Here is a 23,264-nt window from a genome sequence, read left to right as displayed (position 1 = left end):
CAAGAAATTTGACAAATTCCTTACGTAAGGAATTTGGGGTCCAAGATCACAGGTCGTCGAGAATCCGGGCCGCTTCGGCCGGGACGTCGGCCAGTTTCGTCCGGTCCTCGCCGGGGAAGAACCGCGCGCGGGTGGCGGTTGGCAGGCCCTTTGGTTCGGCGATGACCACGCGCGGGCCGTGCTTTGCCGTCTCGGCCAGCCAGCTACGGGCAAGGGCCATCTGCGTGGCCTTTGTGGCCCCGTAGGACCCGAAGAACGGCTGACCGGCGCGGGGGTCGTCAAGGAAAAGGGCCGTGCCCGCATGCGCTTTCAGCAGAGGCTCGACCATCGGGATCAGCATGCCCGTAGCGCGGGCGTTGGTAGCAAGCGACTTCTCCCAGTCCTTCTGGTCGATGTGACCGGCGGGCGAAAGCGGGGCTGCATGGATCGCGGCATGGACCCAGAGGCCAATGCCACCCCAGCGGTCATGGATGCTGCGGCAGAGGTGACGCATCGCATCATCGTTGGTCACGTCCATCGGGGCCAGCGTCAGCCCGCCCGCGCCCGGAAGGCCTGCGCGTTTGACGCGGTCGTCCAACTCCTCCAGCCCGCCCACAGTGCGAGCGACGGCCACCACATGCCAGCCGCGCAGCGCCAGCTGTTCGGCGATGGCAGACCCCAAGCCGCGCGAGGCGCCAGTGACAAGAGCGATCTTCTGGGTCATGGGTCAGTCCTTCTGGAAGCTGTCGGAGCCTCCGGCGGGGATATTTGGACCAGTATGAAAGGGCAAGGGGGGGCGCGGTCTAAGCCTTGCGACCATAGCCCGCAGCGATCTCGGCTTGGCGCGTTGCGAGGATTGCCTTGAGCAAGAAGTCGGGCAGCGGCTGGTCGGGAGTAAAGAGGACGCCGGATTTCGAGGTCTTGAACGGCGTGCAGTCGATCTGTGGGATCACGGTGCCGGAATGGGGATAGAGACCGAGGTGGCGCGCGAAGGCCGCGTAGCCGATGACCATCTTGCCCTTCGGCCCGGGCTGGCGGAAGCCGGGCATGGCGTAGGACATGACTTCCAGGTGGTCGGGGAGGAGGGACTGCAGGCGGGCGCGGAGGGCGGTCAGAGCCTCGCGCTGGTCCGGGGGCAGGGCGGCGAGGTAGGCGTCGACTTCGGGTGCCATCAGGGTTCTCCGAGATGCGGGCGGAGGTCTTGGCCAAAGGTCGCGTAGATGTCCAGAAGCTGATCGAAGCTGATCCTGTCCCGCTGCGCTGCGCTAAGGTCGGCAGGAGGCTGCACGGCGAACTGCGGCCGGTCGGAGCCGCCAGAAAACCGGATGGTCAGCGCCAGGCCGACGCTGCCCGGAAAGCCGGGCAAGGCGTTCGCAAGCCGGGCTTGCCGTGCACCAAGCGCGGCCTCGGCGTCGGTTCCGAAAGCTGCGCGATAGGCCTGGAACGTCTCGGCCGGCACTTCCGCCCAAGGGCCGAACGCAAAAGACACGTCAGTGTTCTGAATTGGCAGGGTGAGGAGGCCGCGCAGGTAAAGCCGGTCGCCCATTGAACAGAGGTCTTGTGTCAGCCTGTCTTGACCGACCGTCACTGTGCCCCCCGTCCGGCGGTAGGAGGCATGCGGCCAGGCGTCCGGGTGGTCGTAGCCCACATCCAGCACGCCCTGCACCGCTTTGCCGCAGCAGGGGCAGCGGTAATCCGTGTCCGTGAACCTTTGCCAGCGCCGGTCCGGGGCCAGCGACACGGATTACTCTGCCGCCTTCATCTCGAAGCCTTCCTCGATCTTGTCCGAGGGCGCGACCGGGTAGTCACCCGAGAAGCAGGCGTCGCAGTATTGCGGAGCGGCGGCGTTGCGGCCTTCGGCCTCACCGGCGGCGCGGTAGAGGCCGTCGAGCGAGATGAACTTCAGGCTGTCGACGCCGATCCAGTCGCGCATCTCGTCCTCGGACATCGTCGCGGCCAGGAGTTTCGACCGTTCGGGCGTATCCACACCGTAAAAGCAGGGCCAGGCGGTGGGGGGAGAGGCGATGCGGAAGTGGACCTCGGCCGCGCCCGCCTCAAGGATCATGTCCTTGATCTTGCGGCTGGTGGTGCCGCGCACCACGCTGTCATCCACCAGGATCACCCGCTTGCCCTTGATCAGCGCGCGGTTGACGTTCAGCTTTAGCCGCACGCCCATGTTGCGGATGCTGTCCGTGGGCTCGATGAAGGTGCGGCCCATGTACTGGTTGCGGATGATCCCCATCGCATAGGGTATGCCGGATTGCTGGCTGTAGCCGATGGCGGCCGGCGTGCCACTGTCGGGAACCGGGCAGACAAGGTCGGCATCGACCGGCGCTTCAATGGCCAGCTCGACGCCGATCTGCCGACGGGTTTCATAGACCGAGCGGCCGCCGATGATGCTGTCGGGGCGCGAGAAATACACGTTTTCGAAGATGCAGAAGCGCGACTTGGCCGGGGTGAAGGGGCGGGTCGATTCCACCTTGTTGCCCTCGATCACCACCATCTCGCCGGGTTCGATTTCGCGGACGAAGTCGGCGCCGATGATGTCCAGCGCGCAGGTTTCCGACGACAGGGCCCAGCCGTGATCCCCGATCCGGCCCAGGACCAGCGGTCGAACGCCCAGGGGGTCGCGGACGCCGATCAGTTTGGTGCGGGTCATCGCGACGACGCTGAAGGCGCCCTCGACCCGGCGAAGCGCGTCCTTGATCCGTTCCGCCAGCGACTTCTGGATCGATCGTGCCATCAGGTGGATGATGCACTCGCTGTCCGACGAGGACTGGAAGATCGACCCGCGCTCGATCAGTTCCCGCCGCAGGGCCGAGGCGTTGGTGAGGTTGCCGTTGTGTGCGATCGCGCAGCCACCCATCGAGAATTCGCCGAAAAACGGCTGCACGTCGCGGATCGCTGTGGCCCCTTTGGACCCGGCGGTGGAATAGCGGACATGGCCGATGGCAAGCTGCCCCGGCAGGGTGTCCATCACGTCGGCCTTGGTGAAGTTGTCGCGCACATAGCCAAAGCGGCGGGCCGAGTTGAAGCCGTGGTCGGGGTGGTAGCTGACGATCCCGCCCGCTTCTTGCCCGCGATGCTGGAGCGCGTGCAGGCCAAGGGCGACGAAGTTCGAGGCATCGGCGACGCCGACGACGCCGAATATCCCGCACTCCTCCTTCAGCTTGTCGTCATCGAAGGGGTGCGAGCGGAAGGGAGCCATGCGTCCGAATCCTACCTTGGGCTTAGGCCCGCTGTTTAAGGCAGCGGGTCGGGGCTGTCACGCCCCGAAACGCCCTTTGGGATCACGGATTGGTTGCAGGAGCCTCGGTCGCGGGCGCTTCGGTGGCGGGCGCTTCCGAGGCGGGCGGCGTCTGCAGGGTCGGTGCTCCGCCCGGGGCGCAGACGTTGGTCAGGTCGTTGTAGCGGTCGACGATCCAGCCCGGCGCGTCCGAGGGAATGTTCTGGTCGATCTGGGCCTGGAAGTTGGCGAAGACCAGTGCCGTGCGGGACTCGTCGATCATCGCGATCTGCTGTCCCGACAGGACCCGGTCATAGACGATGAAGGCGATGGCAATCAGCAGAATGCCGCGCGCCGCGCCGAACAGGAAGCCAAGCGCCTGGTCGATCCCGCCCAGGGCCGACCGCTGCACGGCACCGGCGAAGAGAGGGGTGAACAGGGCCGCGACGATCAGGCCGACGACGAAGACGCCGGCAAAGGCCGCGACCACGGAAAGTTCGCAGCTGTCGGACAGGAATTCGCCCACCACCGGCAGCTCTTTCACCAAGGGCTGGACGCCGGGCGCGAAGTAGTAGGCGGCGATGGCGGCCCCGATCCAGCCAAGGATCGCCATCAGTTCGCGGACCAGCCCGCGCGAGAAGGCGAGAATGGCCGAAATGATGATGATAAGCGCCGCACCACCATCGACTGCGGTCAGATTTTCCATCGCTTAAGTCCCCGTTCCCATTCTTTGCAAGGGCTTATCCCGCCCCGAACATTTCGCCCACAAACGCCGTCAGGTCGGGCATCTGCCGCACCGTCAGACCTGTGGCCCCCTCGATCTTCGAATGGGACGGCACAGTCGCCTGTGAGAAACCAAGTTTCGAGGCTTCTTTCAACCTGTTTTCCGTTTGGCCCACCGGACGCAAGGCCCCGGAAAGGCTGATCTCTCCGAAAAGCACCATGTCGGGCGGGATTGCCACATCCTCACGCGCGGACAAAAGCGCCCCCGCGACGGCAAGGTCGGCGGCAGGTTCGTTCACGCGCAGGCCGCCCGCGACATTCAGGAACACGTCCAGCCCGGCGAAGGGAATGCCGCAGCGGGCCTCGAGGACGGCAAGGATCGTGGACACCCGTCCGCTGTCCAGCCCCACGACCGTGCGGCGCGGGCTGGCAAGGGTCGACGGCGCGACAAGGGCCTGGATCTCGGTTAGGACCGGGCGGGTCCCTTCGATCCCGGAAAAGACGGCGGACCCCGGAGCGGGCTGGTCGCGGTTGGCCAGGAACAGCGCCGAGGGGTTGGGCACTTCGGCAAGACCACCGCCGGTCATCTCGAAGACGCCGATCTCGTCCGCGGGGCCGAAGCGGTTCTTCACCGCGCGCAGGATGCGGAACTGGTGGCCACGCTCGCCCTCGAAGTAAAGCACCGTGTCGACCATGTGCTCGACCACGCGCGGCCCGGCGATCTGGCCGTCCTTGGTGACGTGGCCGACCAGAATGATCGCCACGCCGCGCCGCTTGGCGAAGGTGACAAGCTCATGCGCCGAGGCGCGAACCTGAGAGACCGAGCCGGGAGCTGCCTCGATACTGTCCAGCCACATGGTCTGGATGGAATCGATGATGGCCAGCGCGGGGCGCTCGGCATCCAGCGTCGTCAGGATGTCGCGCAGGTTGGTCTCGGCCCCCAGTTGCACGGCGGCATCAGTCAGCCCCAGTCGCTGTGCGCGCATCCGAACCTGGGCGCTGGCTTCCTCGCCCGAGATATACAGGCATTTCAGCCCCTTGCGGGCGAAACTTGCTGCGGCTTGCAAAAGAAGCGTGGACTTCCCGATCCCCGGATCGCCGCCGACCAGGATGGCCGAGGCCGGGACCAGCCCGCCGCCCAGCACGCGGTCCAGCTCATCAATTCCCGATGAGGCGCGGGGTGGCGGGGCTTCCTCGGTCGCAAGGTCGGTCAGCGGGATCTGGCGGCCTTTGGCCCCCAGCGATTTCGGGCCGGCGGACAGCGGGGCCTCTTCGACGATGGTGTTCCACCCACCGCAGGCATCGCATTTGCCGGCCCATTTGCGATAGGCGGCTCCGCAGACAGTGCAGGTGAACGAGGCGGTCTGTTTCATGGTGCGGGACAGTGGCCGGACTTTTGGGCAGTATCAAGGCGTCGGGTCGACAACAGTTTTATGGAGAATTCTTCCGAAGTTCCTTGAGGAAGGAATTCGGGTTGCACTTCGGTCAGGCCGTTGGCTTCGATTTCCACGCGATCAGGACCTGCGCCAGAATGCAGCCGGTAAAGAGGTAAAGGCCCCACGCGGTTTCGATGGTCACATAGCCCGCGCCTTTCGCGATGACGATGTAAAGCGCGATCAGGAAGACATCGGCCATGGCCAGCTTGCCCAGGATGTCCAGCACTGGCAGCGTCTTCGGGCTGAGCAGGTTCCAGTGCAGAAGGGCCAACCCGATGGTCTTGGCATAGGGCGCAAAGACCGCAAGGAAGGTGACGACGAGGGCAAGGGCCGCATCGGACTCCCACAAGCTTTGCAGGCCGGTGATCACGCTGACCTCGTCCATCCCGAAGATCGGCAGAAGGGCGGCACGCAGAAGCGGGGCGAACCAGGCGATGGGGAAGAGGATCAGGAGGGCGAGGTTGAGGTATTTCATCGGCGGTGGCCCTTGGCTGGCATCGACCGGGGCGCGCGCCCTTCAAAGCGAAGGTCATCGCACGGATTCGATGGGCCCCTCGGCGCGGCCGTGGATGAATTGTTGCACGTAAGCGTCGGACGTTGCGTCCATTTCCGCGACGGTCCCTGACCAGCGGATGACACCGCCGTGCAGCATCGCCACATTGTCGGCAATCGCGCGGACCGAGGACATGTCGTGGGTGATGGTCATCGCGGTCGCGCCCATCTCGGTCACGATCTCGCGGATCAGGTCGTTGATCACGCCGGCCATGATCGGGTCCAGCCCGGTGGTGGGTTCGTCGAAGAAGATGATCTCGGGCTCGGCCGCGATGGCACGGGCAAGGCCCACGCGCTTTTGCATCCCGCCCGACAGTTCGGCGGGGAAAAGGTCGGCCACGGCGGGCTTCAACCCGACGCGGCGCAGCTTTTCGATGGCGATCTCGCGCGCCTGGACCTTGGGCAGGGCCTTGGGGCCACGGACCAGGCGGAAGGCGACGTTCTCCCAGACCTTGAGCGAGTCAAACAGCGCGCCGCCCTGAAACAGCATCCCGAACCGCGCAAGAAAGGCGTCGCGGTCGCCTTTGGTCACGTCCTGGCCGTCCAGCGTGATCGTGCCGCTGTCGTGATGCACCAGGCCCAGGATGCATTTCAACAGCACCGACTTGCCCGTCCCCGAGCCGCCGATGATCACCATCGAGGTTCCCGACGCAATGCTCAGGTTCACCCCTTGCAGCACCCGGTTCTCGCCAAACCGCTTATGCACCTGGGCAAGTTCGATCATGACGAGAAGAACACTTCGGTCAGGATGTAGTTGGCCGCCAGGATCAGCACGCTGGCCGAGACCACGGCGGCCTTGGTCGCCGCCCCCACGCCCTGCGCCCCGCGGGCCGAGTTCATGCCGTGATAGCAGCCCATCAGCGCCACGATGAAACCGAAGACCGCGCCTTTCACGAGGCCCGAGCCGATGTCCCAGCCTTCCAGGAAGTCCACCGTGTTCTTCAGATAGGCGGCCGAGTTGAAGTCCAGCCGGGTGATCCCGACCAGCCAGCCGCCCATGATCCCGATGGCGTCGCCCACGGCCACCAGCACGGGCATCGACAGGGTCGCAGCCAGCACCCGCGGAACGGCAAGGTATTTCAGGGGGTTGGTCGACAGGGTCACCAGCGCGTCGATCTGTTCGGTGACCTTCATCGTCCCGATCTCGGCAGCGATGGAACTTGCCACCCGGGCCGCGACCATCAGACCACCCAGGACCGGCCCAAGCTCGCGCGTCATGCCGATGGCGACAATCGAGGGTACGACGGATTCGGCGTTGAAGCGCGACCCGCCGGCATAGATCTGCAAGGCAAGCGCGCCGCCGGTGAAGATGGCGGTCAGGCCGACGACGGGCAGCGAATACCAGCCGATCTGCAACAGCGAAGACCCCAACTCGCGCAGGTAGAAGGGTGGGCGCAGGATGTGGCCGATGATCGCTGCGGCAAACAGTGTCACGCGCCCGACCGCGGCCACGGCCTGCAGCACAGGACGGCCCAGCGACCCCAGGGTCGCCTCGATCATAAGCTGCGCTCCTGGTAGCGGCGGGTGTAGCGCGGGCCAAGCGCGGTCAGAAGCTCATAGCCGATGGTCCCGGCCAGACCGGCCAATGCGTCGACCGGCTGGTTCGGCCCCAGAATGTCCAGGCTGCGCGGCACTTCGGGCAGGTGGGTGATGTCCACCGTGATCATGTCCATCGAGACGCGACCGACCAGCGGGCAGGGCGTGTCGCCGTCCCAAAGCTGCGCCGTGTTGGACAGCGTCCGGGGCAAGCCGTCGGCATACCCCGCCGCCACGGTGGCGATGATCGAGGGCCGGTCGGCGACCCAGGTGCAGCCGTAGCCCACCGCTTCGCCCACGGCGACTTCGCGGGTCTGGATCACCGGCAGTGACAGGGTCAGTGCGGGGATCGCGGCCTCATAGGGCTGGCCACCGTAAAGGCCGACGCCGGGGCGGGTCAGGTCGAAGTGATAGCGCGGACCCAGAAGGATGCCGCCGGTGGCCGCCAGGCTGCGGGGCAGGCCGGTGCCATCGGTCATCTCAAGGAAGGTCCGAAGCTGGGCCTCGTTCAGCGGATGGTCGGGCTCGTCAGCGCAGGCAAGGTGGCTCATCAAGAGTTCCGGCCCCGCATCGACCAGGATCGGCGCCACGGCCTGCCATTCCAGCATCTCGACGCCAAGCCGGTTCATGCCGGTGTCCAGCTGCACGCCGAAGGGATGTCCCGGGAGTGCTTCCAGATGACGGGTGATCTGCTCCAGGCTGTTCAGCATCGGCGTCAGATCCAGGTCATGGATCATCTCGGTGTCGCCTGCCATGTGCCCCGACAGGATCGCGATCTGCGGGCCGGGACCCAGGGCCTGACGCACCGCAGCCCCTTCCTCGGCCTGGGCGACGAAGAAGCGCCGGGCGCCCGCCGCGGCCAAGGCGCGGACAACCCGCGTCACGCCAAGCCCGTAGGCATCGGCTTTGACCACCGCGGCTGTCTGCACGCCTGCACCGGTCATCCGGTCCAGCGCGCGCCAGTTCGCGGCAATCGCATCAAGGTCAATCGTCAGGGTTCCAGTCGCCATGCGGCTGTTTCGACCGGGTCGGGGGCGGGGTCAAGGGAAAACCTTGGACCGGGCGGGCGCTTGCCCTTTCCGGCCGCCTGCGCGACGGTGGGTCCGGGAAAAGGGAGATCACCAGTGTCCCAGCACAGCACGGAACATGACGAGGATGCGGACCTTTATCTGACGCTTCTGTGCTGGATCGGCCTTGGCATCGCGACGCTGGACGCCTTCCTGCAGCCTTTGCCGTCGGGTCTGGTCTGGGGCGCGCTGGGGGTGTCGTTTCTGTCCGGTGGCCTGCCTCCGTTGCGCACGGCGCTGTCCGAGCTTTGGGACGACCACCGGCTGGACATCGACCTTCTGATGGTCGTCGCAGCCCTCGCGGCGGCGGCTGTGGGGGCGGCGCTGGAAGGTGCGGTGCTGCTGGCGCTGTTTTCCCTGTCGCAGACGCTGGAGCATCGGGCAATGGGCAAGGCCCGCCGCGCGGTCGAGGCGCTGATGCAGCTGCGCCCGGAAACCGCCCTGCGTCTGGGGCCGGAGGGCGTGGTCGAGGTCCCGGTGGCCGACCTTGCCCCGGGCGACCGTGTCATCCTGCGCCCCGGAGCGCGGGTGCCGGTGGATGGTCGGGTGGCCGAAGGCTCGGGGCATCTGGACGAAAGCACGGTGACGGGGGAATCTGCGCCGATGCGGAAGGTGCCGGGCGATCCGGTGCATGAGGCCACAGTGAACCTGGACGGCATCCTGACCGTCGAGGTGACGCGGACCCTGGCCACCAGCACGGTTGCCCAGATGATCAAGCTGGTGACCGAGGCGCAGGCGATGAAATCGCCGTCCGAGCGGTTCTCGGACTGGTTTGGCCAGCGCTACACCATCGCGGTGCTGGTGGGTTCGGTTCTGTCCTGGTTCGGGTTTCGCGCCGTGGGCTATGACGGGGGCGAGGCGCTTTATCGGTCCGCCACGCTTTTGGTCGCGGCCAGTCCTTGCGCCGTGGTGATCTCGGTCCCCGCCGCGATCCTGTCGGCGCTGTCGGCGGCGGCGCGGGGCGGGGTCCTTTTCAAGGGCGGCGCGGCGCTGGAGGGGCTGGCCGAGGTCAGGACCTTCGCCTTCGACAAGACCGGGACGCTGACCACCGGCTTGGCTGCGGTGACCAATATCCTGGTGCTGGAGGGGGAGGAGGACGCCTTCCTGGCCCTCACCGCGGGGCTTGAGGCGCAATCCGAGCACCCCATCGCTGCCGCCATCCGCCGCGAGGTGGCCGAACGCGGGCTGACCCCGACCCAGGTGCGGGATGTCCGCTCCTACCCCAGCGAGGGGATCACCGGAGCCGACGCCGAGGGTCCGGTCTGGGCCGGCAACGCGCGGATGCTGGCGCGGACGGGGGCCACCTTGCCGCCCGAGGTCGCGCGTCTGGCCGACGGGGCCGAAACGCTGATCCTGGTCGGGCGCGGTTCGCGCGTTCTTGGCGCTGTCACCGTGGCCGACGAACCCCGCGCCACCTCGGCCGAGGCTTTGGTGGCGCTGAAGGCCGGGGGCAAGACCGACATCCTGATGATGACCGGCGACCGCGCCCCGGTGGCGGCGCGGATCGGTGAACGGCTGGGCCTGGCCGCGGACGAGATCCATGCAGGTCTTCTGCCGGGCGACAAGGTCACGCTGGTCGATGCGGCGGCCAAACGCGGCAAGGTGGCCTTCATCGGCGACGGCGTGAATGACGCCGCCGCTCTGGCACGAGCCGATGTCGGCGTGGCGATGGGTGTGGCGGGCAGCGAGGTGGCCCTGCAAGCCGCCGATGTCGCCCTGATGGCCGATGATCTGAGGAAGCTGGCCGCCGCCCGCCGCCTGGCCCGCCGCACGATGCGGGTGATCCGGCAGAACCTGACGCTGGCCCTGGGCGCGATGGCCGTGCTGGTAACCGGGAGCCTCTTCTTCGAACTGCCGCTGCCGCTGGCTGTCCTCGGCCACGAAGGCGGGACGCTGCTGGTCGTGCTGAACGGTCTCAGGCTCTTGGCAGACCCGATCCGGGCGAAGGGTTAGAACCCCACGTCCGGCCCGCCCTGACCCTGCCAGGGCTTTGCCAGGTTGCCAAAGCGGGTGAAGCGGCCCTCGAACGACAGTTCCACCGTGCCGATGGGGCCGTGGCGTTGCTTGCCGATGATGACCTCGGCCTTGCCATGCACCGATTCCATGATCGACTGCCACTGCGCCATCTTTTCCAGCTCGTGATCGCCGGGCTTTTCGCGTTCCTTGTAGTATTCGTCGCGGTAGACGAACATCACCACGTCCGCGTCCTGCTCGATCGAGCCCGATTCCCGCAGGTCGCTCAGTTGCGGCCGCTTGTCCTCGCGGCTTTCCACGGCGCGGGACAACTGGGACAAGGCGATGACCGGAATGTTCAGCTCTTTGGCGATGGCCTTCAACCCTTGGGTGATCTCGCTGACCTCCTGGACCCGGTTTTCCTTGGAGGTCCCCTTCAGAAGCTGCAGGTAGTCGATGATCAGCACATCCAGCCCATGCGTCCGCTTCAACCGTCGCGCCCGCGCCGCGACCTGGCTGATCGGCAGGGCAGGGGTGTCGTCGATGTACAGCGGACAGGCCTCCAGCGACTTTGCCGCCTCGACGAAGCGGCGGAACTCCTGTTCGGTCATGTCACCGCGGCGGATCTGTTCGGACGGGACTTCGGCCGCTTCGGACAGGATACGCGCGGCCAGCTGCTCGGCGCTCATTTCCAAGGAGAAGAACCCGACAACGCCGCCTTCGACCGACCCTTCGCCGCCATCCGGCAGCCGCCCGCGCTTGTGCGCCTTGGCGATGTTGAAGGCGATGTTCGTCGCAAGCGAGGTCTTGCCCATCGACGGACGCCCGGCAAGGATCAGAAGGTCGGAAGGGTGCAGCCCGCCCAGCTTCTTGTCCATGTCAATCAGGCCGGTGGAAATCCCCGCCAGGCCCCCGTCGCGCTGATAGGCTGCGTTGGCCACATTCACTGCGTCGGTTACGGCCTTGAGAAAGCTTTGAAACCCCCGCTCGGCAACGCCCTGTTCGCCCAGCTTGTAAAGCCGCTGTTCCGCCTCGATGATCTGGTCCTTGGGCTCGGACGCCACCTCGACCTTGGCCGCCTGCGCCGCGATGTCCCGGCCCAGCTGGATCAGCTCGCGCCGGACTGCCAGGTCATAGACCATCTGCGCATAGTCCCGCGCCGCATAGGCCGAGATCGCGGCCCCCGCCAGACGCACCAGATAAGACGGCCCGCCAAGTTCCTTGAGGCCCTGGTCATCCTCCAGAAACGCCTTCAGCGTCACGGGCGAGGCCAGGGCGTTCTTCAGGATTCGCGCCGCCGCGACCTCGAAAATGCGCTGGTGGACCGGGTCAAAGAAATGCTCGGCCTTCACCAAGGACGAGATGCGGTCGAAGATTTCGTTGTTGGTCAAGATCGCGCCCAGCAGCTGCTGCTCGGCCTCGATGTTGTGCGGCAGCACCTCTGATTCGGACGCAGCCGAAGACGCGCCGGCAACCATCGGGCCGGGCCCCATCGCCCGTAGTGCGGTGATCTCGGTCATGTCTGCCCCCTGCCGTCTTTTCTGGTTTTTGCTGCCCACCGCCTAGCATGTCCGGCGGTGGATTGGGTTGGGGGAAAGCTGTGCATAAGCCGCTTATCCACAAGTTTCAGCCTACCACATCTTGCCCCGGCGATGAAGCGGGAACCTAGGCCTTGCTATCCCGGCAGGCCGTAGTAGGCGGGTTTTCGACCGGCGCGAACGGGTCGGGCGGGAATCAGGCCTTGCGGGCGTCCTGCCAGGCGCGGGGGGCTTTCAGGAAGCTTTCCACCTCGGCCAGCGTGGCCGCGTCAAAGGACCCTTGCGCCCGCGCCTCGGCCAGCACGTCCCACCAGGTGCACAGGTGATGCAGCTTGACGCCATGCGCGCCCAGCTTGGCCTCGGTGTCGGGGAAGATGCCATAGTAGAAGATCACGGCAGTATGGCCGCAGGTCGCCCCCGTCTCGCGGATCGCATCGACGAAGGACAGCTTCGAGCCGCCGTCGGTGGTCAGGTCCTCGACCAGCAGGACGCGCTGGCCTTCGGTCATCGCCCCTTCGATCCGGGCGTTGCGGCCATAGCCCTTGGGCTTCTTCCGTACGTAAGTCATTGGCAAGGCGAGGCGTTCGGCCACAAGGGCGGCGAAGGGGATGCCTGCGGTTTCCCCGCCTGCGATGTTGTCAAAGGCCTCGAACCCCGCCTCGCGCAGCACGGTTACCGAGAGGAAGTCCATCAGCGCCGACCGGATGCGCGGGTAGCTGATAGCTTGCGACAGTCGATGTAAGTGGGGCTGGGCAGGCCCGAGGCCAGCGTGAAAGGCGTCTCGGCGTTGAAGTGGACCGCCTTGATCTCCAGAAGGGCGCGGGCGGTCAGCCGGGCGATTTCATCCTTGGGCGGGAAGGTCGAGGGGATCATGCGGTGTCCTTTCGGGCAGGCTCGTCGTGCGCCTTCGGCTTCTCCTCGCGCCAGCGACGAGTGACGAAGTCATCGAGGAGCGGTCAGGGCAGAACGTGCCAATGCACGGGAAAGCCGGGGTTGAAGACGGTGACGGGGCCGGGCTCGGCCTGGATCTTCTCGGGCCAGGTGCAGGCCTCGGCCCGCTTTTCCAAGGTGAGAGTGCCCTGGTTCACCGGCAGGCGGTAGAAGGCGGGACCGTGCAGCGAGGTGAAACCCTCCAGCCGGTCCAGCGCACCCTCTTGCTCGAAGACATGCGCCAGCAGGGACATCGTGTTGGTCGCGGTAAAGCATCCTGCGCAGCCGCAGGCATGTTCCTTCAGCGCATCGACATGCGGGGCCGAGTCGGTGCCCAGGAAATACCGCGGCGAGCCAGAGGTGGCCGCCTTCCGCAAAGCCAGTCGATGCTTTTCGCGCTTGGCCACCGGCAGGCAGTAGTAATGCGGCTTGATCCCGCCCGCGAGGATATGGTTGCGGTTGATGATCAGGTGATGCGTGGTGATCGTCGCGGCCAGCCCGTCGCCACCTTCGGCCGCATAGGCGACGCCCTCTTCGGTGGTGATATGCTCCATCACCACCCGCAGCTCGGGCAGGCGTCGGCGCAGGGGATCAAGGACGGTGTCGATGAAGACGGCCTCACGGTCGAAGATGTCGACATGGGCGTCCGTGACTTCGCCGTGGGTGCACAGCGGCAGGCCGATCGCGGCCATCTTCTCCAGCACCGGCATGACCTTGGTCAGGACCCGCACCCCGGAGTGCGAGTTCGTCGTGGCCCCCGCCGGGTAAAGCTTCACCGCCTTGACCAGCCCCGACGCCGCCGCGCGCTCGACATCCGCCGGGTCAGTGCCCTCGGTCAAATAAAGCGTCATCAGGGGCTCGAAGGTCATCCCATGGGGCAGGGCAGCGAGAATCCGGTCCCGGTAAGCCACGGCGTCGTCCAGCGTCACCACAGGCGGCACCAGGTTCGGCATGATGATGGCGCGGGCGAAATGGCGGGCGGTTTCGGGAAGCACGGCCTGCAGCATCGCGCCGTCGCGCAGATGCAGGTGCCAGTCGTCGGGGCGGCGAAGCGTGATCTGATGCATGCCCGGCAGGTAACGTAAACCCGACCCCGTTTCCAGTGGCATCGCGCGCCAACCTGCGCAAGGATCATCGCGAAACGAAGGAGTCATCCAATGATCCGTCCGCTGGTTGTGTTCGCCTGCCTTGCCTTGCCCGCCGCCGCTCAGGAAGTCGACTGCGCCAATGCGATGGCCCAGGTCGACCTGAACGCCTGCGCCTATGCCGATTGGGAGGCCGCCGATGCCGGTCTGAAAGCGGCCTATCAGCAGGCGATGGCTCTGCTTGAAGACTGGGACGCGAATCTTCCCGAAGAGGAGCAGGGCGGGGCCGAAACCCTGCGCGAGGCCCAGCGCGCCTGGATCACCTTCCGCGACAAGGCCTGCGAGGCCGAAGGCTATGCCATGAAGGGCGGCAGCGCCGAGCCCTTGCTGGTCTACGGCTGCATGCGTGTCCTGACCTTGGAACGCACCGGCCACCTCACCAGCATGGTCGAGGCCTATGCGGGTTAGCCCGAGTCTCCGGTCAGCTCTTCCAGCCGCCGCGCGAATCGCGGGGCGTTCAGCCGTGAGGTGACCGACCGGCAGATCTTGATCTCGCGCCGGGGGTGGCCCGACAGCCGCGCCGCCGCCAGCACCGCCCGCAAGTAGCTGCTGTTCGACCGCCGCCCGCGCCACAGCCACGAGAACCGCTCGGACGACATCTTGCCCTCCATCGCGGCTTCCAGGATGCGGTCCAGCACCTTCATCTCGCGCAAGGTGTCCTCGGTCCCCTCGCCGGTATAGCGGGCGTGCAAGGGGTGGACCCAGGGGCGCTGGAAAAGGGCCGCATGCATCGCGTCGGGCTGGTGCAGCGGGTCATGGATCAGCCAGACCTTCGAGGCACTTTCCGTCATGTCCGGCGCATAGCCGTAACGGCCGCGGAAGTTGATCCGTCGCGCGATCCGGTGGCGTTCGTCCCAGCCGGCAAGCGACGGGTCAAGCGTCGCACGGGGGGCGACCAGCACCAGCTCGGCCTGAGGCGCAGTGATCGAGTAGGCCGCCGCGGCATAGCCCGCAGGACCCGCGCCATAGAACACCACCCGGTCGAAATCCTCCAGGAACCCGTCATCGGCCAGCCGGTCGAAATACCGAAACACCGCCGGGTCGCGCCACCAGGTCTCGCCCTCGGCCAGGATTGTCAGGATCGACCAGCCCCGGTTCTGCGCCAGTGCGAAATGTTCGGGCAGATGGTCCTCCCGCTCACGCAGGGCGGCGGCATCCTCGAAGGTCACCAGAAGCTGCGGCCGTTCCTCGGCGAAGAAGGCAAAGTGCTTGTCCCCAAGCGGCAGAAAGTCGCCATCGCCCTCGGCGATCTCCAGCATGGGGCGCTGCCAGGCGGGCGGCTGGACTTCGGGGGTCATCGGGAAACTGTCGGAATGCTGCATGGGGTGAGGGGGTTTTGGCCTAAAGACTCTGGCGACAGATTGCGGCCACGACAAGGCCTAGCGGTGGAAACATTTGCCACGTCTACAGCCATGACGCGCATTCGGCGGCAACGATCCCCCTGCGGTACAACCCAAGATTGCAGGCCTGCCGGATTTCACGCTTCATGATTAGGTGCGGACCAGATGCGGCTTCCAGATTGCCTCGGCGCTCTCGCGGTCAAGAACCCGAGTCGGCCCCGCCATCAGCAGCTGCCCGTAGAAGCTGCGCCAGGCATCCTCTTGCATCAGTGCACGAAACCGCTGGTGCCGCCAGGCGACGGCATCCTGGTGCAGCGGTCCCAGCACCGGGTCCATGCGCAGCGTCTCGCGCAGGGCGCGGCTCTGCAGGGACAGAATGGACCGGTCCTCTGCATCGCTGAAGTTCCGCTCGACCCAGTAGCCCACATCCAGTCCGCCATCAGCATGCACCGCCCGGCCGCGGTCCCGCTTCAGAAGGAAGCTTTCCACCGCCCCCAAAGCATAGTGGTTCAACTGCACAAGGCCGTAGTGGTCGCGCCCGACGTCCGAGAAGATCCGCCCGCGGTGAAAGGCCGCAGGCAACTCCCGGCCCGAGCCATCGAACCACCGCTGCCCGGCCAGGCGCTCGGCCACGGGGGCACGCGGACGATGCACGCCAAGCTTGGCGTAACTGCCATCATTCCTGACCAGGGTCTTGAACAGCAGGCCGCGCCACGGCCAGTGCAGGATGGACGGAGCGGCGTGGGTGAACGTCTCGGTCAGCGGGGTATCCCTGAATTCGACCACACCCGCATTGCCGAAAAGCCGCCAGGTCAGCGTGATTGCCGTCGCTTCAGGCAAGGCGGCCAGCAGGGCAGGGATCGTCCGGTCGCCGGCATGGACATTGACGAACTCGTCGACATCCAGCGGCAGCACCCAGTCCGCCTCCGTCACCAGAGGATGCCGGTCGGCCTGCTTCAGCGCCGCCCACTGCGGCCCCTCGGCATGAGGACCCGGATTGCGGACATGGGCCAGCCAGCCCAAGGCCTCCAGCCGGTCCAGCATTGCATCCGTGCCATCATCGCAATCGTTGGAAAAGACCAGGACATCCGTGACCCCGCAAGCCCGGTGATGGGCCAGCCACTCCAGCAGGAACGCGCCCTCATTCCGAACGCAAAGGACGGCCGTGATCTTCAACGCCCGCCCTTTCATACTGGTCCAAATATCCCCGCCGGAGGCATCCGCCGTCTCCACCCCGCGCCACGCCCGACAGGCCTAGCACGGGGCCGGGATCAGAAGAAAGCCTGCACGCCCGTGATCGCCCGGCCCAGGATCAGCGCGTGGATATCATGCGTGCCTTCGTAGGTGTTCACCGTCTCCAGGTTGACCATGTGGCGCATCACCTGGAAATCCTCGGAGATCCCGTTGCCGCCATGCATGTCGCGCGCCCAGCGGGCCGCCTCCAGCGCCTTGCCGCAGTTGTTGCGCTTGACGATGCTGATCATCTCCGGTGCCGCATTGGCCTCATCGAGGAGCCGCCCCACGCGAAGCGACGCCTGCAGGCCCAGCGAAATCTCGGTCATCATGTTCGCCAGCTTCAGCTGGAACAGCTGCGTCCCCGCGATGGGCTTGCCGAACTGCTTCCTGTCCAGACCATACTGCCGCGCTGCATGCATGCAGAACTCGGCCGAGCCCATGACGCCCCAGCTGATCCCATAGCGCGCCCGGTTCAGGCAGCCGAACGGCCCCTTCAGCCCCTCGACGAACGGAAGCAGCGCGTCCTCGCCCACCTCCACGTCCTTCATCACGATCTCGCCGGTAATGCTGGCGCGCAAGCTCAGCTTGCCCCCGACTTTCGGCGCCGACAGGCCCTTCATGCCCTTTTCCAGCACGAAGCCCTTGATCTTGCCGCCATGCGCCTCGGACTTGGCCCAGACCACGAAGACATCGGCGATCGGGGCGTTGGAAATCCACATCTTCGCGCCGTTCAGCACATAGCCATTGGCGGTCTTCTTCGCCGTGGTCTTCATCCCCGCCGGGTCTGACCCTGCGTCCGGCTCGGTCAAGCCAAAGCAGCCGATGAACTCGCCCGAGGCAAGCTTCGGCAGATACTTCATCCGCTGCTCTTCGGTTCCGTAGGCATAGATCGGATACATCACCAGCGACGACTGCACCGACATCATGCTGCGGTAGCCCGAATCGACCCGCTCGACCTCGCGCGCGACCAGCCCATAGGCGACGTAGGACGCCCCAAGCCCACCGTATTCCTCGGGCACCGTCACGCCCAAAAGGCCCATTTCGCCCATCTTGCGGAAGATCGACGGGTCGGTCGTCTCTTCCCGGTAGGCCGCGATGACCCGGGGTTGCAGCTTTTCCTGCGCATAGGCCCGTGCCGCATCGCGCAGCATCCGTTCTTCCTCGGTCAGCTGGTCGTCCAGCCGGAACGGGTCCTCCCAATCGAACCGGCCCAGATCGGGTGCGTCCTTGGCTTTCAGCTTCGGCTGGCTGTGCAGGGTATCGGGCATGGGAACCTCCATCTTTGGGCGCATCATTGCAGAAAAAGGCAGGGCAGGCTATCGAAAGCCCTGCACGGGTTCATGAGGGAAACTCATAATGCTGCCCCGCCGCTACCTGCCACCGATCTCGACCCTGATGGCCTTCGAGGCCGTCGACCGCCTTGGCACCGCCTCCGGGGCGGCAAAGGAACTGAACCTCACCCAAGGCGCCATCAGCCGCGCCTTGCAAGGGCTTGAGGCGCAACTGGGCGTGCCGCTTCTGATCCGGGAACGCCAGCGCCTGCGCCTGACACCGGCCGGCCTCGACTATGTGGCCGAAGTCCGCCGTGCCCTTCACCTTCTCGCCTCGGCCTCGCTGACCCTGCGCGCCAATCCGACCGGAGGCTCCCTCAACCTGGCGATCCTTCCCGCCTTCGGGATGCACTGGCTGGCCCCGCGTCTTGCCCGCTTTGCCCAGACCCACCCCGAGGTCACGATCAATCTCTCCACCCGGCTGAAGCCCTTCGATTTCACCGGATCGACCTTCGACGCCGCGATCCATTACGGTCGGCAGGACTGGCCGGGGGTGGACAGCCTGAAACTCATGGACGAAGAGATCCTTGCCGTCGCCGCCCCCGGCTTTGCCACGCTGCAGACCGCGACCGACGTCCTGCGCCACCCGCTTCTGCACCTGGAATCCCGCACCGGTGACTGGGGCCGCTGGCTGGCCCACCACGGCCACCCCGGCCTTCGGCCTGCCGGCATGATGTTCGACCAGTTCGCGACCCTCACCCAAGGCGCGATCCACGGTATGGGGCTGGCTCTTGTCCCCACTTTCCTGATCCAGCGCGAGCTGTCCGAAGGCCGCCTCGTCCCGCTTTTCGGCCCCCCCGTCCGCGCCCTCGGCTCTTACTATCTTGTCTGGCCCAACAGCCTTCCCGAGCGCGCGCCGCTGCGCTCCCTACGACTATGGTTGCAGGCCGAGGCGACCGATCCCGCCTTGACCCCCTCCGAACCTCCCGCCACTCTTTCCTGAACGCCCGGAGGCCCCGTGACCCAGATCCCGTCCAGCATCGACGCCGTCGAAACCTTGCTTGCGGGGCAGGGCTATGTCGCCTCCCGCGCGCTTGCCACGGTCGTGTTCCTCTCGCTGAAACTCGGCCGCCCCCTCTTTCTGGAAGGCGAGGCCGGCACCGGAAAGACGGAAATCGCCAAGACCCTGGCCACCGCCCTGGGCCGGCGCCTGATCCGGCTGCAATGCTACGAAGGCCTCGACGCCGCTTCCGCCGTCGCCGAATGGAACTTCGCCGCCCAGATGATCGCCATCCGAACCGCGGAAGGCACCTCGGACCGCGACCAGCTGAAGACGGAACTTTTCACCGAAGACTACCTCATCGAACGCCCGCTTCTGGCCGCGATGCGCCCGCAACCGGGCGGCGCGCCGGTCCTTCTGATCGACGAGATCGACCGCACGGATGAGCCGTTCGAGGCCTTCCTCCTTGAAGCCCTCTCCGACTTCCAGGTCACCATCCCCGAACTTGGCACGATCAAGGCCCCCGAGCCCCCCATCGTCATCCTGACCTCGAACCGCACGCGCGAGGTGCATGACGCCCTCAAACGCCGCTGTCTCTATCACTGGGTCGACTACCCCAGCTTCGACCGCGAGCTTGCCATCCTGAACGCCCGCGCCCCCGAAGCGCAGTCCCAACTCAGCCGGGAGATCGTCGCTTTCGTCCAGAAGCTGCGGCGCGAGGATCTCTTCAAGCGACCCGGCGTGGCGGAAACCATCGACTGGGCCAAGTGCCTCCTGGCCCTCGACGTGATCGCCCTGTCGCCCGAGGTCATCTCCGACACCCTGGGTGCGATCCTGAAATACCAGGACGACATCCAGAAACTGCAAGGCTCCGAGGCCAAGCGCCTTCTCGACGAGGTCAGACGCGAACTGGCCCCGGCATGACCGTTCAAACTGGTCCAAGTATCCCACGGGGAGCGCGAGGGGTGTGAAACCCCTCGCTCCGACGATGGCAACATACGCCCCGCTGGACATCCCCGAAGACGGCAAGCTTGCCCACAACATCGCCCATTTCGCCCGCGCGCTGCGCAAGGCGGGCCTGCCCATCGGTCCCGGTCGCACCCTCGATGCCGTGAATGCCGTCGCCGCCGCAGGGTTCGACCGGCGCGAAGACTTCTACTTCACCCTGCAAGCGATCTTCGTTTCCCGCCCCGAGGAACGCCTCCTCTTCGATCAGGTCTTCCGCCTCTTCTGGCGCGACCCGCGCTACCTGGACCACATGATGTCGCTCATGCTGCCCCAGGTCCACGGCGTGCAGGAAGACCGCGCCGCCCAGGCTGCCGAAAAGCGCGCTGCCGAGGCGCTCCTGGACGGCCAGCTTCCCCCGGCCCCCAGGGACACCGCGGAAGGCGACCAGATCGAGATCGACGCCACCGCCACGATTTCAGCGGAAGAACGGCTCAAGACGCTCGACTTCGAGCAGATGTCGACCGAGGAAGTCGCCGCCGCGAAACGGATGCTGGCAAAGCTGTCGCTGCCCGTCCAGCCGCTGAAGACCCGCCGCATGGCGCCCTCCGCGCTGACCCTGCGCATCGACGCCCGCCGCACCCTGCGTGAGGCGCTGCGGCATGGCGGCGAAATCACCCGCCTGGCCCACAAGGCCCCCGTCACCCGCTGGCCGAACCTGGTCGTGCTCTGCGACATCTCCGGCTCGATGGCCGACTATTCCCGCATGGTGCTCCACTTCGTCCATGCCGTCGCGAACCGGAAGGGGCAGGGCTGGGCCAGGGTGCATGCCTTTACCTTCGGCACCCGGCTGACCAACATCAGCCGCCACCTGCGCGACCGTGACGTTGACGCGGCCCTGCGCGCGGCAGGTGCGCAGGCGCAGGACTGGTCGGGCGGCACCCGGATCGGACAGTCGCTGCACAGCTTCAACCGCGACTGGTCGCGCCGCGTGCTGGGGCAGGGGGCCGTGGTGCTGCTGATCACCGACGGCCTGGACCGCGACGACACCACCCTTCTGGCCCGCGAAACCGAACGCCTGCACCTGTCGTGCCGCCGCCTGATCTGGCTGAACCCGCTCCTCCGCTGGACCAGCTTTGCCCCCCGCGCCCAGGGCATCCGCGCGATCCTGCCGCATGTCGACAGCTTTCGCGCCGGCCATTCCATCGCCTCGCTGGAAGCGCTTGGCCGCGCGATCTCGGAACCCTCGGACCACGGCGAGCGGGACCGCTTGATGGCAATGATCCGCTCCTAGGCGGCTCCCCGCCGAAGGTTATGGCTTTGCAAGTCCGTGATATCGCATATCAGGACCCCATGCCCTTTGTTATGCGTATCAGGGCCATCGGGAACCGGATGAATTCATATCCGTTATTCCTGTGCCCATCAGAATGAGGACTGGTTCATGAGAAGACTTCTGGTATCCACCACGGCCCTTTCGGTGGCGATCAGCCCCCTGGGCACGATGCCTGGCTTTGCCCAGGTGCTGAACGAGGACGGCTCGGTCACCGGCAACGACGGCGCGGTGCTTTGCGTGCCGACGGCCGACGCGGCGTGCGACCTCGACGCGATCATCGCGCAGCTGGAGGCGGATGCCGCCGCTGCCGCCGCAGTGGCAGCCGAAGCCGCCGCCGCACAGGCCGCCGAAGCGGCTGCCGCTGCCGAGGCCGCTGCTCAGGCCGAGGCCGAAGCGACAGCGCAAGCCGACGCGGAAGCCGCAGCCGAGGCCGCCGCTGCCGCTGAAGCGGACGCGCAAGCCCAGGCTCAGGCCGATGCGGATGCCGCCGCAGCCGCCGCCGCCGCCCAGGCCGAAGCCGAAGCCCAGGCACAGGCAGAATCCGACGCCGCCGCCGCGCTTGCTGCTGAAGAGCAGGCCGCCGCCGAAGCGGCTGCAGAAGCTTCCGCCGAAGCAGAAGCCGCCGCCCGCGCTGCCGAGGAAGCGGCTGCTGCAGACGCTGCCGCCGCAGAAGCTGCCGCCGCAGAAGCCGCCGCTGCCGAGGAAGCTGCCGTCGAAGAGGTGCCTGCCGAAGAGCCCGTCGTCGAGGAAGCCCCCGCCGAAGAGCCTGTCGTCGAAGAGGCCGCTCCGGCGGACGAAGCTGTTGTCGAGGAGGCTCCTGCGGAAGAGCCGGTTGTGGAAGAACCCGCTGCCGAAGAACCCGCCGCAGAAGAGCCAGTTGCAGAAGAGCCAGTTGCAGAAGAGCCAGTTGCAGAAGAGCCAGTTGCAGAAGAGCCAGTTGCAGAAGAGCCTGTCGCAGAAGAACCCGTTGCCGAAGAACCAGCGGCTGAAGAACCCGCTGCCGAGGCAGCCGTCGAAGCCGACGCAACTGTCGACCCCAGCACCGGCGCGCCGGTCGATCCGGTGGCGGAAGCGGCAGCTCTGGAAGCGGCCGAGGCGGAACTTGCCATCACCGAAGGCGGCGAAATCGTCGATCCTGCCGCTGGCCTGATGGTTGCCGAGCCCGATCCGGCCGTCGAAGTCGAACCGGTCGAGGCTCCGCAAGTCACCGAGGCCGAGGTCGAAAGCCTGACCGAACTTCTGACCGCCGACCCGACGGTCATCGACCCGTCGACGCTTGCGGCCGCCGAACTGGTGACCGCCCCGACCGACGAGGCGACCGGAGAGGCGACCGGGATCGTCGCAGCGGACCCGGCCAATCTGGTGGCCGAGACGACCCAGACGATCACCGAGGAAACCGCCCGGACCTCTGCCGAGGAATTTTCGGCGGCGCCGAAGGTGCTTGGTGACGGCAAGAAGAGCGGTTTTTCGGATCTGGAGAAGGCCGGACTTCTGGTGCTTGGTGCTCTGGCCGTCGGCGCGATCATCAAGAACAACCGCGCGGCTGCAGCGACCGACACCACCGTCTCGACGATGGGGTCCGGCGACAGCCGCGTCGTGTCGAACACCGGCGACCGGGTCATCGTGCTGCAGCCCGACGGCACCTACCGGGTGCTGAAGGACGACGACACCGTGATCCGCCGCCCCGGCTCGACCGTGCGGACGGAAACCTTCCGCGACGGCTCGACCCGGACCATCGTCGAGCGCACTGACGGCACTCAGGTCGTCACCATCCGCGACGCGACGGGCCGTGTGCTGCGCCGGGCGACCTATGACGACCTTGGCCGCGAAGTCATCCTGTTCGATGACCTTGCCGAAGAGGAAGTCGTGGTCATCCGCGATCTGCCGAAGCCGAGCCGCCGGATCGTCATCTCGTCGAAGGACGACGACACCGCGCTGAAGCGCGAGCTTGCCGCGCTGGAAGCCGAAAGCGCCGGTCGGAAGTTCTCGCTTCGTCAGATCCGCGAAATCCCGGAAGTGCGGGCGCTGGCTGCCACCATCGACGTGGAACCGGT

General features: G+C 66.4%; 21 protein-coding genes and 1 pseudogene. 6 read left to right on the top strand and 16 right to left on the bottom strand.

From position 1 onward, the window contains the following. Positions 1-46: 46 nt before the first annotated feature. The 10 genes from U1E69_RS08090 to alr all read right to left on the bottom strand — a co-directional run bounded on the left by U1E69_RS08090 (position 47) and on the right by alr (position 8,462). Positions 47-703 (bottom strand): SDR family oxidoreductase, encoded by a 657-nt coding sequence (locus tag U1E69_RS08090; protein WP_322243864.1) that lies wholly within the window; start codon positions 701-703, stop codon positions 47-49. 79 nt (positions 704-782) lie between these two features. Then, positions 783-1,151, bottom strand: coding sequence for a DUF1801 domain-containing protein (locus U1E69_RS08085; protein ID WP_322243862.1), 369 nt, complete (start codon positions 1,149-1,151; stop codon positions 783-785). Further along, on the bottom strand, positions 1,151-1,720 hold the full coding sequence (locus tag U1E69_RS08080) for a DUF2199 domain-containing protein (RefSeq protein WP_322243860.1): 570 nt from the start codon (positions 1,718-1,720) through the stop codon (positions 1,151-1,153). The genes U1E69_RS08085 and U1E69_RS08080 overlap by 1 nt, the downstream gene beginning before the upstream one ends. Before the next feature lie 3 nt (positions 1,721-1,723). Beyond that, the gene (purF, locus tag U1E69_RS08075; RefSeq protein ID WP_322243858.1) at positions 1,724-3,187 is read right to left on the bottom strand and encodes an amidophosphoribosyltransferase; all 1,464 of its coding nucleotides are present in this window, start codon (positions 3,185-3,187) and stop codon (positions 1,724-1,726) included. A gap of 82 nt (positions 3,188-3,269) precedes the next feature. Next, positions 3,270-3,911, bottom strand: coding sequence for a CvpA family protein (locus U1E69_RS08070; RefSeq protein ID WP_322243856.1), 642 nt, complete (start codon positions 3,909-3,911; stop codon positions 3,270-3,272). A gap of 34 nt (positions 3,912-3,945) precedes the next feature. After that, the gene (radA, locus tag U1E69_RS08065; RefSeq protein ID WP_322243854.1) at positions 3,946-5,301 is read right to left on the bottom strand and encodes a DNA repair protein RadA; all 1,356 of its coding nucleotides are present in this window, start codon (positions 5,299-5,301) and stop codon (positions 3,946-3,948) included. Positions 5,302-5,413: 112 nt separating this feature from the next. Then, positions 5,414-5,839 carry a paraquat-inducible protein A gene (locus U1E69_RS08060; RefSeq protein ID WP_322243853.1) on the bottom strand — a complete coding sequence of 142 codons (426 nt, stop codon included), beginning with the start codon at positions 5,837-5,839 and terminating at the stop codon, positions 5,414-5,416. 54 nt (positions 5,840-5,893) lie between these two features. Then, complete coding sequence (locus U1E69_RS08055; RefSeq protein WP_322243852.1) at positions 5,894-6,640, bottom strand: ABC transporter ATP-binding protein; 747 nt, start codon at positions 6,638-6,640, stop codon at positions 5,894-5,896. Next, positions 6,637-7,416, bottom strand: a complete 780-nt coding sequence (locus tag U1E69_RS08050) for an ABC transporter permease (RefSeq protein ID WP_322243851.1) — start codon at positions 7,414-7,416, stop codon at positions 6,637-6,639. The genes U1E69_RS08055 and U1E69_RS08050 overlap by 4 nt, the downstream gene beginning before the upstream one ends. Then, positions 7,413-8,462, bottom strand: coding sequence for an alanine racemase (gene alr, locus U1E69_RS08045; protein WP_322243849.1), 1,050 nt, complete (start codon positions 8,460-8,462; stop codon positions 7,413-7,415). Before alr ends, U1E69_RS08050 begins: the two co-directional genes overlap by 4 nt. 114 nt (positions 8,463-8,576) lie before the next feature. On the opposite strand from alr, the gene U1E69_RS08040 reads away from it, so the two are divergent. After that, positions 8,577-10,472, top strand: a complete 1,896-nt coding sequence (locus tag U1E69_RS08040) for a cation-translocating P-type ATPase (RefSeq protein ID WP_322243848.1) — start codon at positions 8,577-8,579, stop codon at positions 10,470-10,472. On the opposite strand, the gene U1E69_RS08035 is transcribed toward U1E69_RS08040, so the two are convergent. From U1E69_RS08035 to pyrC, 3 genes and pseudogenes are all read right to left on the bottom strand, one after another. Beyond that, positions 10,469-11,992 (bottom strand): replicative DNA helicase, encoded by a 1,524-nt coding sequence (locus U1E69_RS08035; protein WP_416200266.1) that lies wholly within the window; start codon positions 11,990-11,992, stop codon positions 10,469-10,471. The two genes, U1E69_RS08040 and U1E69_RS08035, sit on opposite strands and share 4 nt — an antisense overlap. Before the next feature lie 214 nt (positions 11,993-12,206). Further along, positions 12,207-12,883: pseudogene (locus U1E69_RS08030) on the bottom strand (orotate phosphoribosyltransferase). A gap of 83 nt (positions 12,884-12,966) precedes the next feature. Continuing rightward, positions 12,967-14,007: a dihydroorotase gene (pyrC, locus tag U1E69_RS08025; protein ID WP_322243846.1), complete on the bottom strand. Its 1,041-nt coding sequence runs from the start codon at positions 14,005-14,007 to the stop codon at positions 12,967-12,969. A 90-nt stretch (positions 14,008-14,097) separates the two neighbouring features. Between pyrC and U1E69_RS08020 the strand changes: the two genes are divergently transcribed. Next, on the top strand, positions 14,098-14,493 hold the full coding sequence (locus U1E69_RS08020) for a lysozyme inhibitor LprI family protein (protein ID WP_322243844.1): 396 nt from the start codon (positions 14,098-14,100) through the stop codon (positions 14,491-14,493). On the opposite strand, the gene U1E69_RS08015 is transcribed toward U1E69_RS08020, so the two are convergent. The 3 genes from U1E69_RS08015 to U1E69_RS08005 form a co-directional block, all read right to left on the bottom strand. Beyond that, complete coding sequence (locus tag U1E69_RS08015; RefSeq protein ID WP_322243841.1) at positions 14,490-15,407, bottom strand: phosphoadenosine phosphosulfate reductase; 918 nt, start codon at positions 15,405-15,407, stop codon at positions 14,490-14,492. The two genes, U1E69_RS08020 and U1E69_RS08015, sit on opposite strands and share 4 nt — an antisense overlap. A 168-nt stretch (positions 15,408-15,575) precedes the next feature. Beyond that, the gene (locus U1E69_RS08010; RefSeq protein WP_322243840.1) at positions 15,576-16,601 is read right to left on the bottom strand and encodes a glycosyltransferase family 2 protein; all 1,026 of its coding nucleotides are present in this window, start codon (positions 16,599-16,601) and stop codon (positions 15,576-15,578) included. Positions 16,602-16,696: 95 nt separating this feature from the next. Beyond that, entirely contained in the window at positions 16,697-17,929 is a 1,233-nt protein-coding gene (locus U1E69_RS08005; RefSeq protein WP_322243838.1) for an acyl-CoA dehydrogenase, read from the bottom strand. Positions 17,930-18,014: 85 nt separating this feature from the next. Between U1E69_RS08005 and U1E69_RS08000 the strand changes: the two genes are divergently transcribed. The 4 genes from U1E69_RS08000 to U1E69_RS07985 form a co-directional block, all read left to right on the top strand. Continuing rightward, positions 18,015-18,935, top strand: coding sequence for a LysR substrate-binding domain-containing protein (locus U1E69_RS08000; RefSeq protein ID WP_322243937.1), 921 nt, complete (start codon positions 18,015-18,017; stop codon positions 18,933-18,935). A gap of 15 nt (positions 18,936-18,950) precedes the next feature. Continuing rightward, positions 18,951-19,856: a MoxR family ATPase gene (locus U1E69_RS07995; protein ID WP_322243837.1), complete on the top strand. Its 906-nt coding sequence runs from the start codon at positions 18,951-18,953 to the stop codon at positions 19,854-19,856. Positions 19,857-19,920: 64 nt separating this feature from the next. Further along, the gene (locus U1E69_RS07990) at positions 19,921-21,171 is read left to right on the top strand and encodes a VWA domain-containing protein (RefSeq protein ID WP_322243835.1); all 1,251 of its coding nucleotides are present in this window, start codon (positions 19,921-19,923) and stop codon (positions 21,169-21,171) included. Positions 21,172-21,318: 147 nt separating this feature from the next. Further along, positions 21,319-23,264, top strand: a 1,946-nt coding sequence (locus U1E69_RS07985) for a hypothetical protein (protein WP_322243833.1), incomplete at its 3' end; no start/stop codon positions are given.

Source organism: Tabrizicola sp. (assembly GCF_034366665.1).
In the GTDB taxonomy this organism is placed as follows: Bacteria; Pseudomonadota; Alphaproteobacteria; order Rhodobacterales; family Rhodobacteraceae; genus Tabrizicola.
This window is presented reverse-complemented; position numbering and strand designations above follow the sequence as displayed.

Coding starts and splice junctions, on each gene's coding strand:
- U1E69_RS08090 (WP_322243864.1), bottom strand. CDS start 703: ATGACCCAGAAGATCGCTCTTGTCACTGGCGCCTCGCGCGGCTTGGGG.
- U1E69_RS08085 (WP_322243862.1), bottom strand. CDS start 1,151: ATGGCACCCGAAGTCGACGCCTACCTCGCCGCCCTGCCCCCGGACCAG.
- purF (WP_322243858.1), bottom strand. CDS start 3,187: ATGGCTCCCTTCCGCTCGCACCCCTTCGATGACGACAAGCTGAAGGAG.
- U1E69_RS08070 (WP_322243856.1), bottom strand. CDS start 3,911: ATGGAAAATCTGACCGCAGTCGATGGTGGTGCGGCGCTTATCATCATC.
- radA (WP_322243854.1), bottom strand. CDS start 5,301: ATGAAACAGACCGCCTCGTTCACCTGCACTGTCTGCGGAGCCGCCTAT.
- U1E69_RS08060 (WP_322243853.1), bottom strand. CDS start 5,839: ATGAAATACCTCAACCTCGCCCTCCTGATCCTCTTCCCCATCGCCTGG.
- U1E69_RS08055 (WP_322243852.1), bottom strand. CDS start 6,640: ATGATCGAACTTGCCCAGGTGCATAAGCGGTTTGGCGAGAACCGGGTG.
- U1E69_RS08050 (WP_322243851.1), bottom strand. CDS start 7,416: ATGATCGAGGCGACCCTGGGGTCGCTGGGCCGTCCTGTGCTGCAGGCC.
- alr (WP_322243849.1), bottom strand. CDS start 8,462: ATGGCGACTGGAACCCTGACGATTGACCTTGATGCGATTGCCGCGAAC.
- U1E69_RS08035 (WP_416200266.1), bottom strand. CDS start 11,992: ATGACCGAGATCACCGCACTACGGGCGATGGGGCCCGGCCCGATGGTT.
- pyrC (WP_322243846.1), bottom strand. CDS start 14,007: ATGCATCAGATCACGCTTCGCCGCCCCGACGACTGGCACCTGCATCTG.
- U1E69_RS08020 (WP_322243844.1), top strand. CDS start 14,098: ATGATCCGTCCGCTGGTTGTGTTCGCCTGCCTTGCCTTGCCCGCCGCC.
- U1E69_RS08015 (WP_322243841.1), bottom strand. CDS start 15,407: ATGCAGCATTCCGACAGTTTCCCGATGACCCCCGAAGTCCAGCCGCCC.
- U1E69_RS08005 (WP_322243838.1), bottom strand. CDS start 17,929: ATGCCCGATACCCTGCACAGCCAGCCGAAGCTGAAAGCCAAGGACGCA.
- U1E69_RS07990 (WP_322243835.1), top strand. CDS start 19,921: ATGGCAACATACGCCCCGCTGGACATCCCCGAAGACGGCAAGCTTGCC.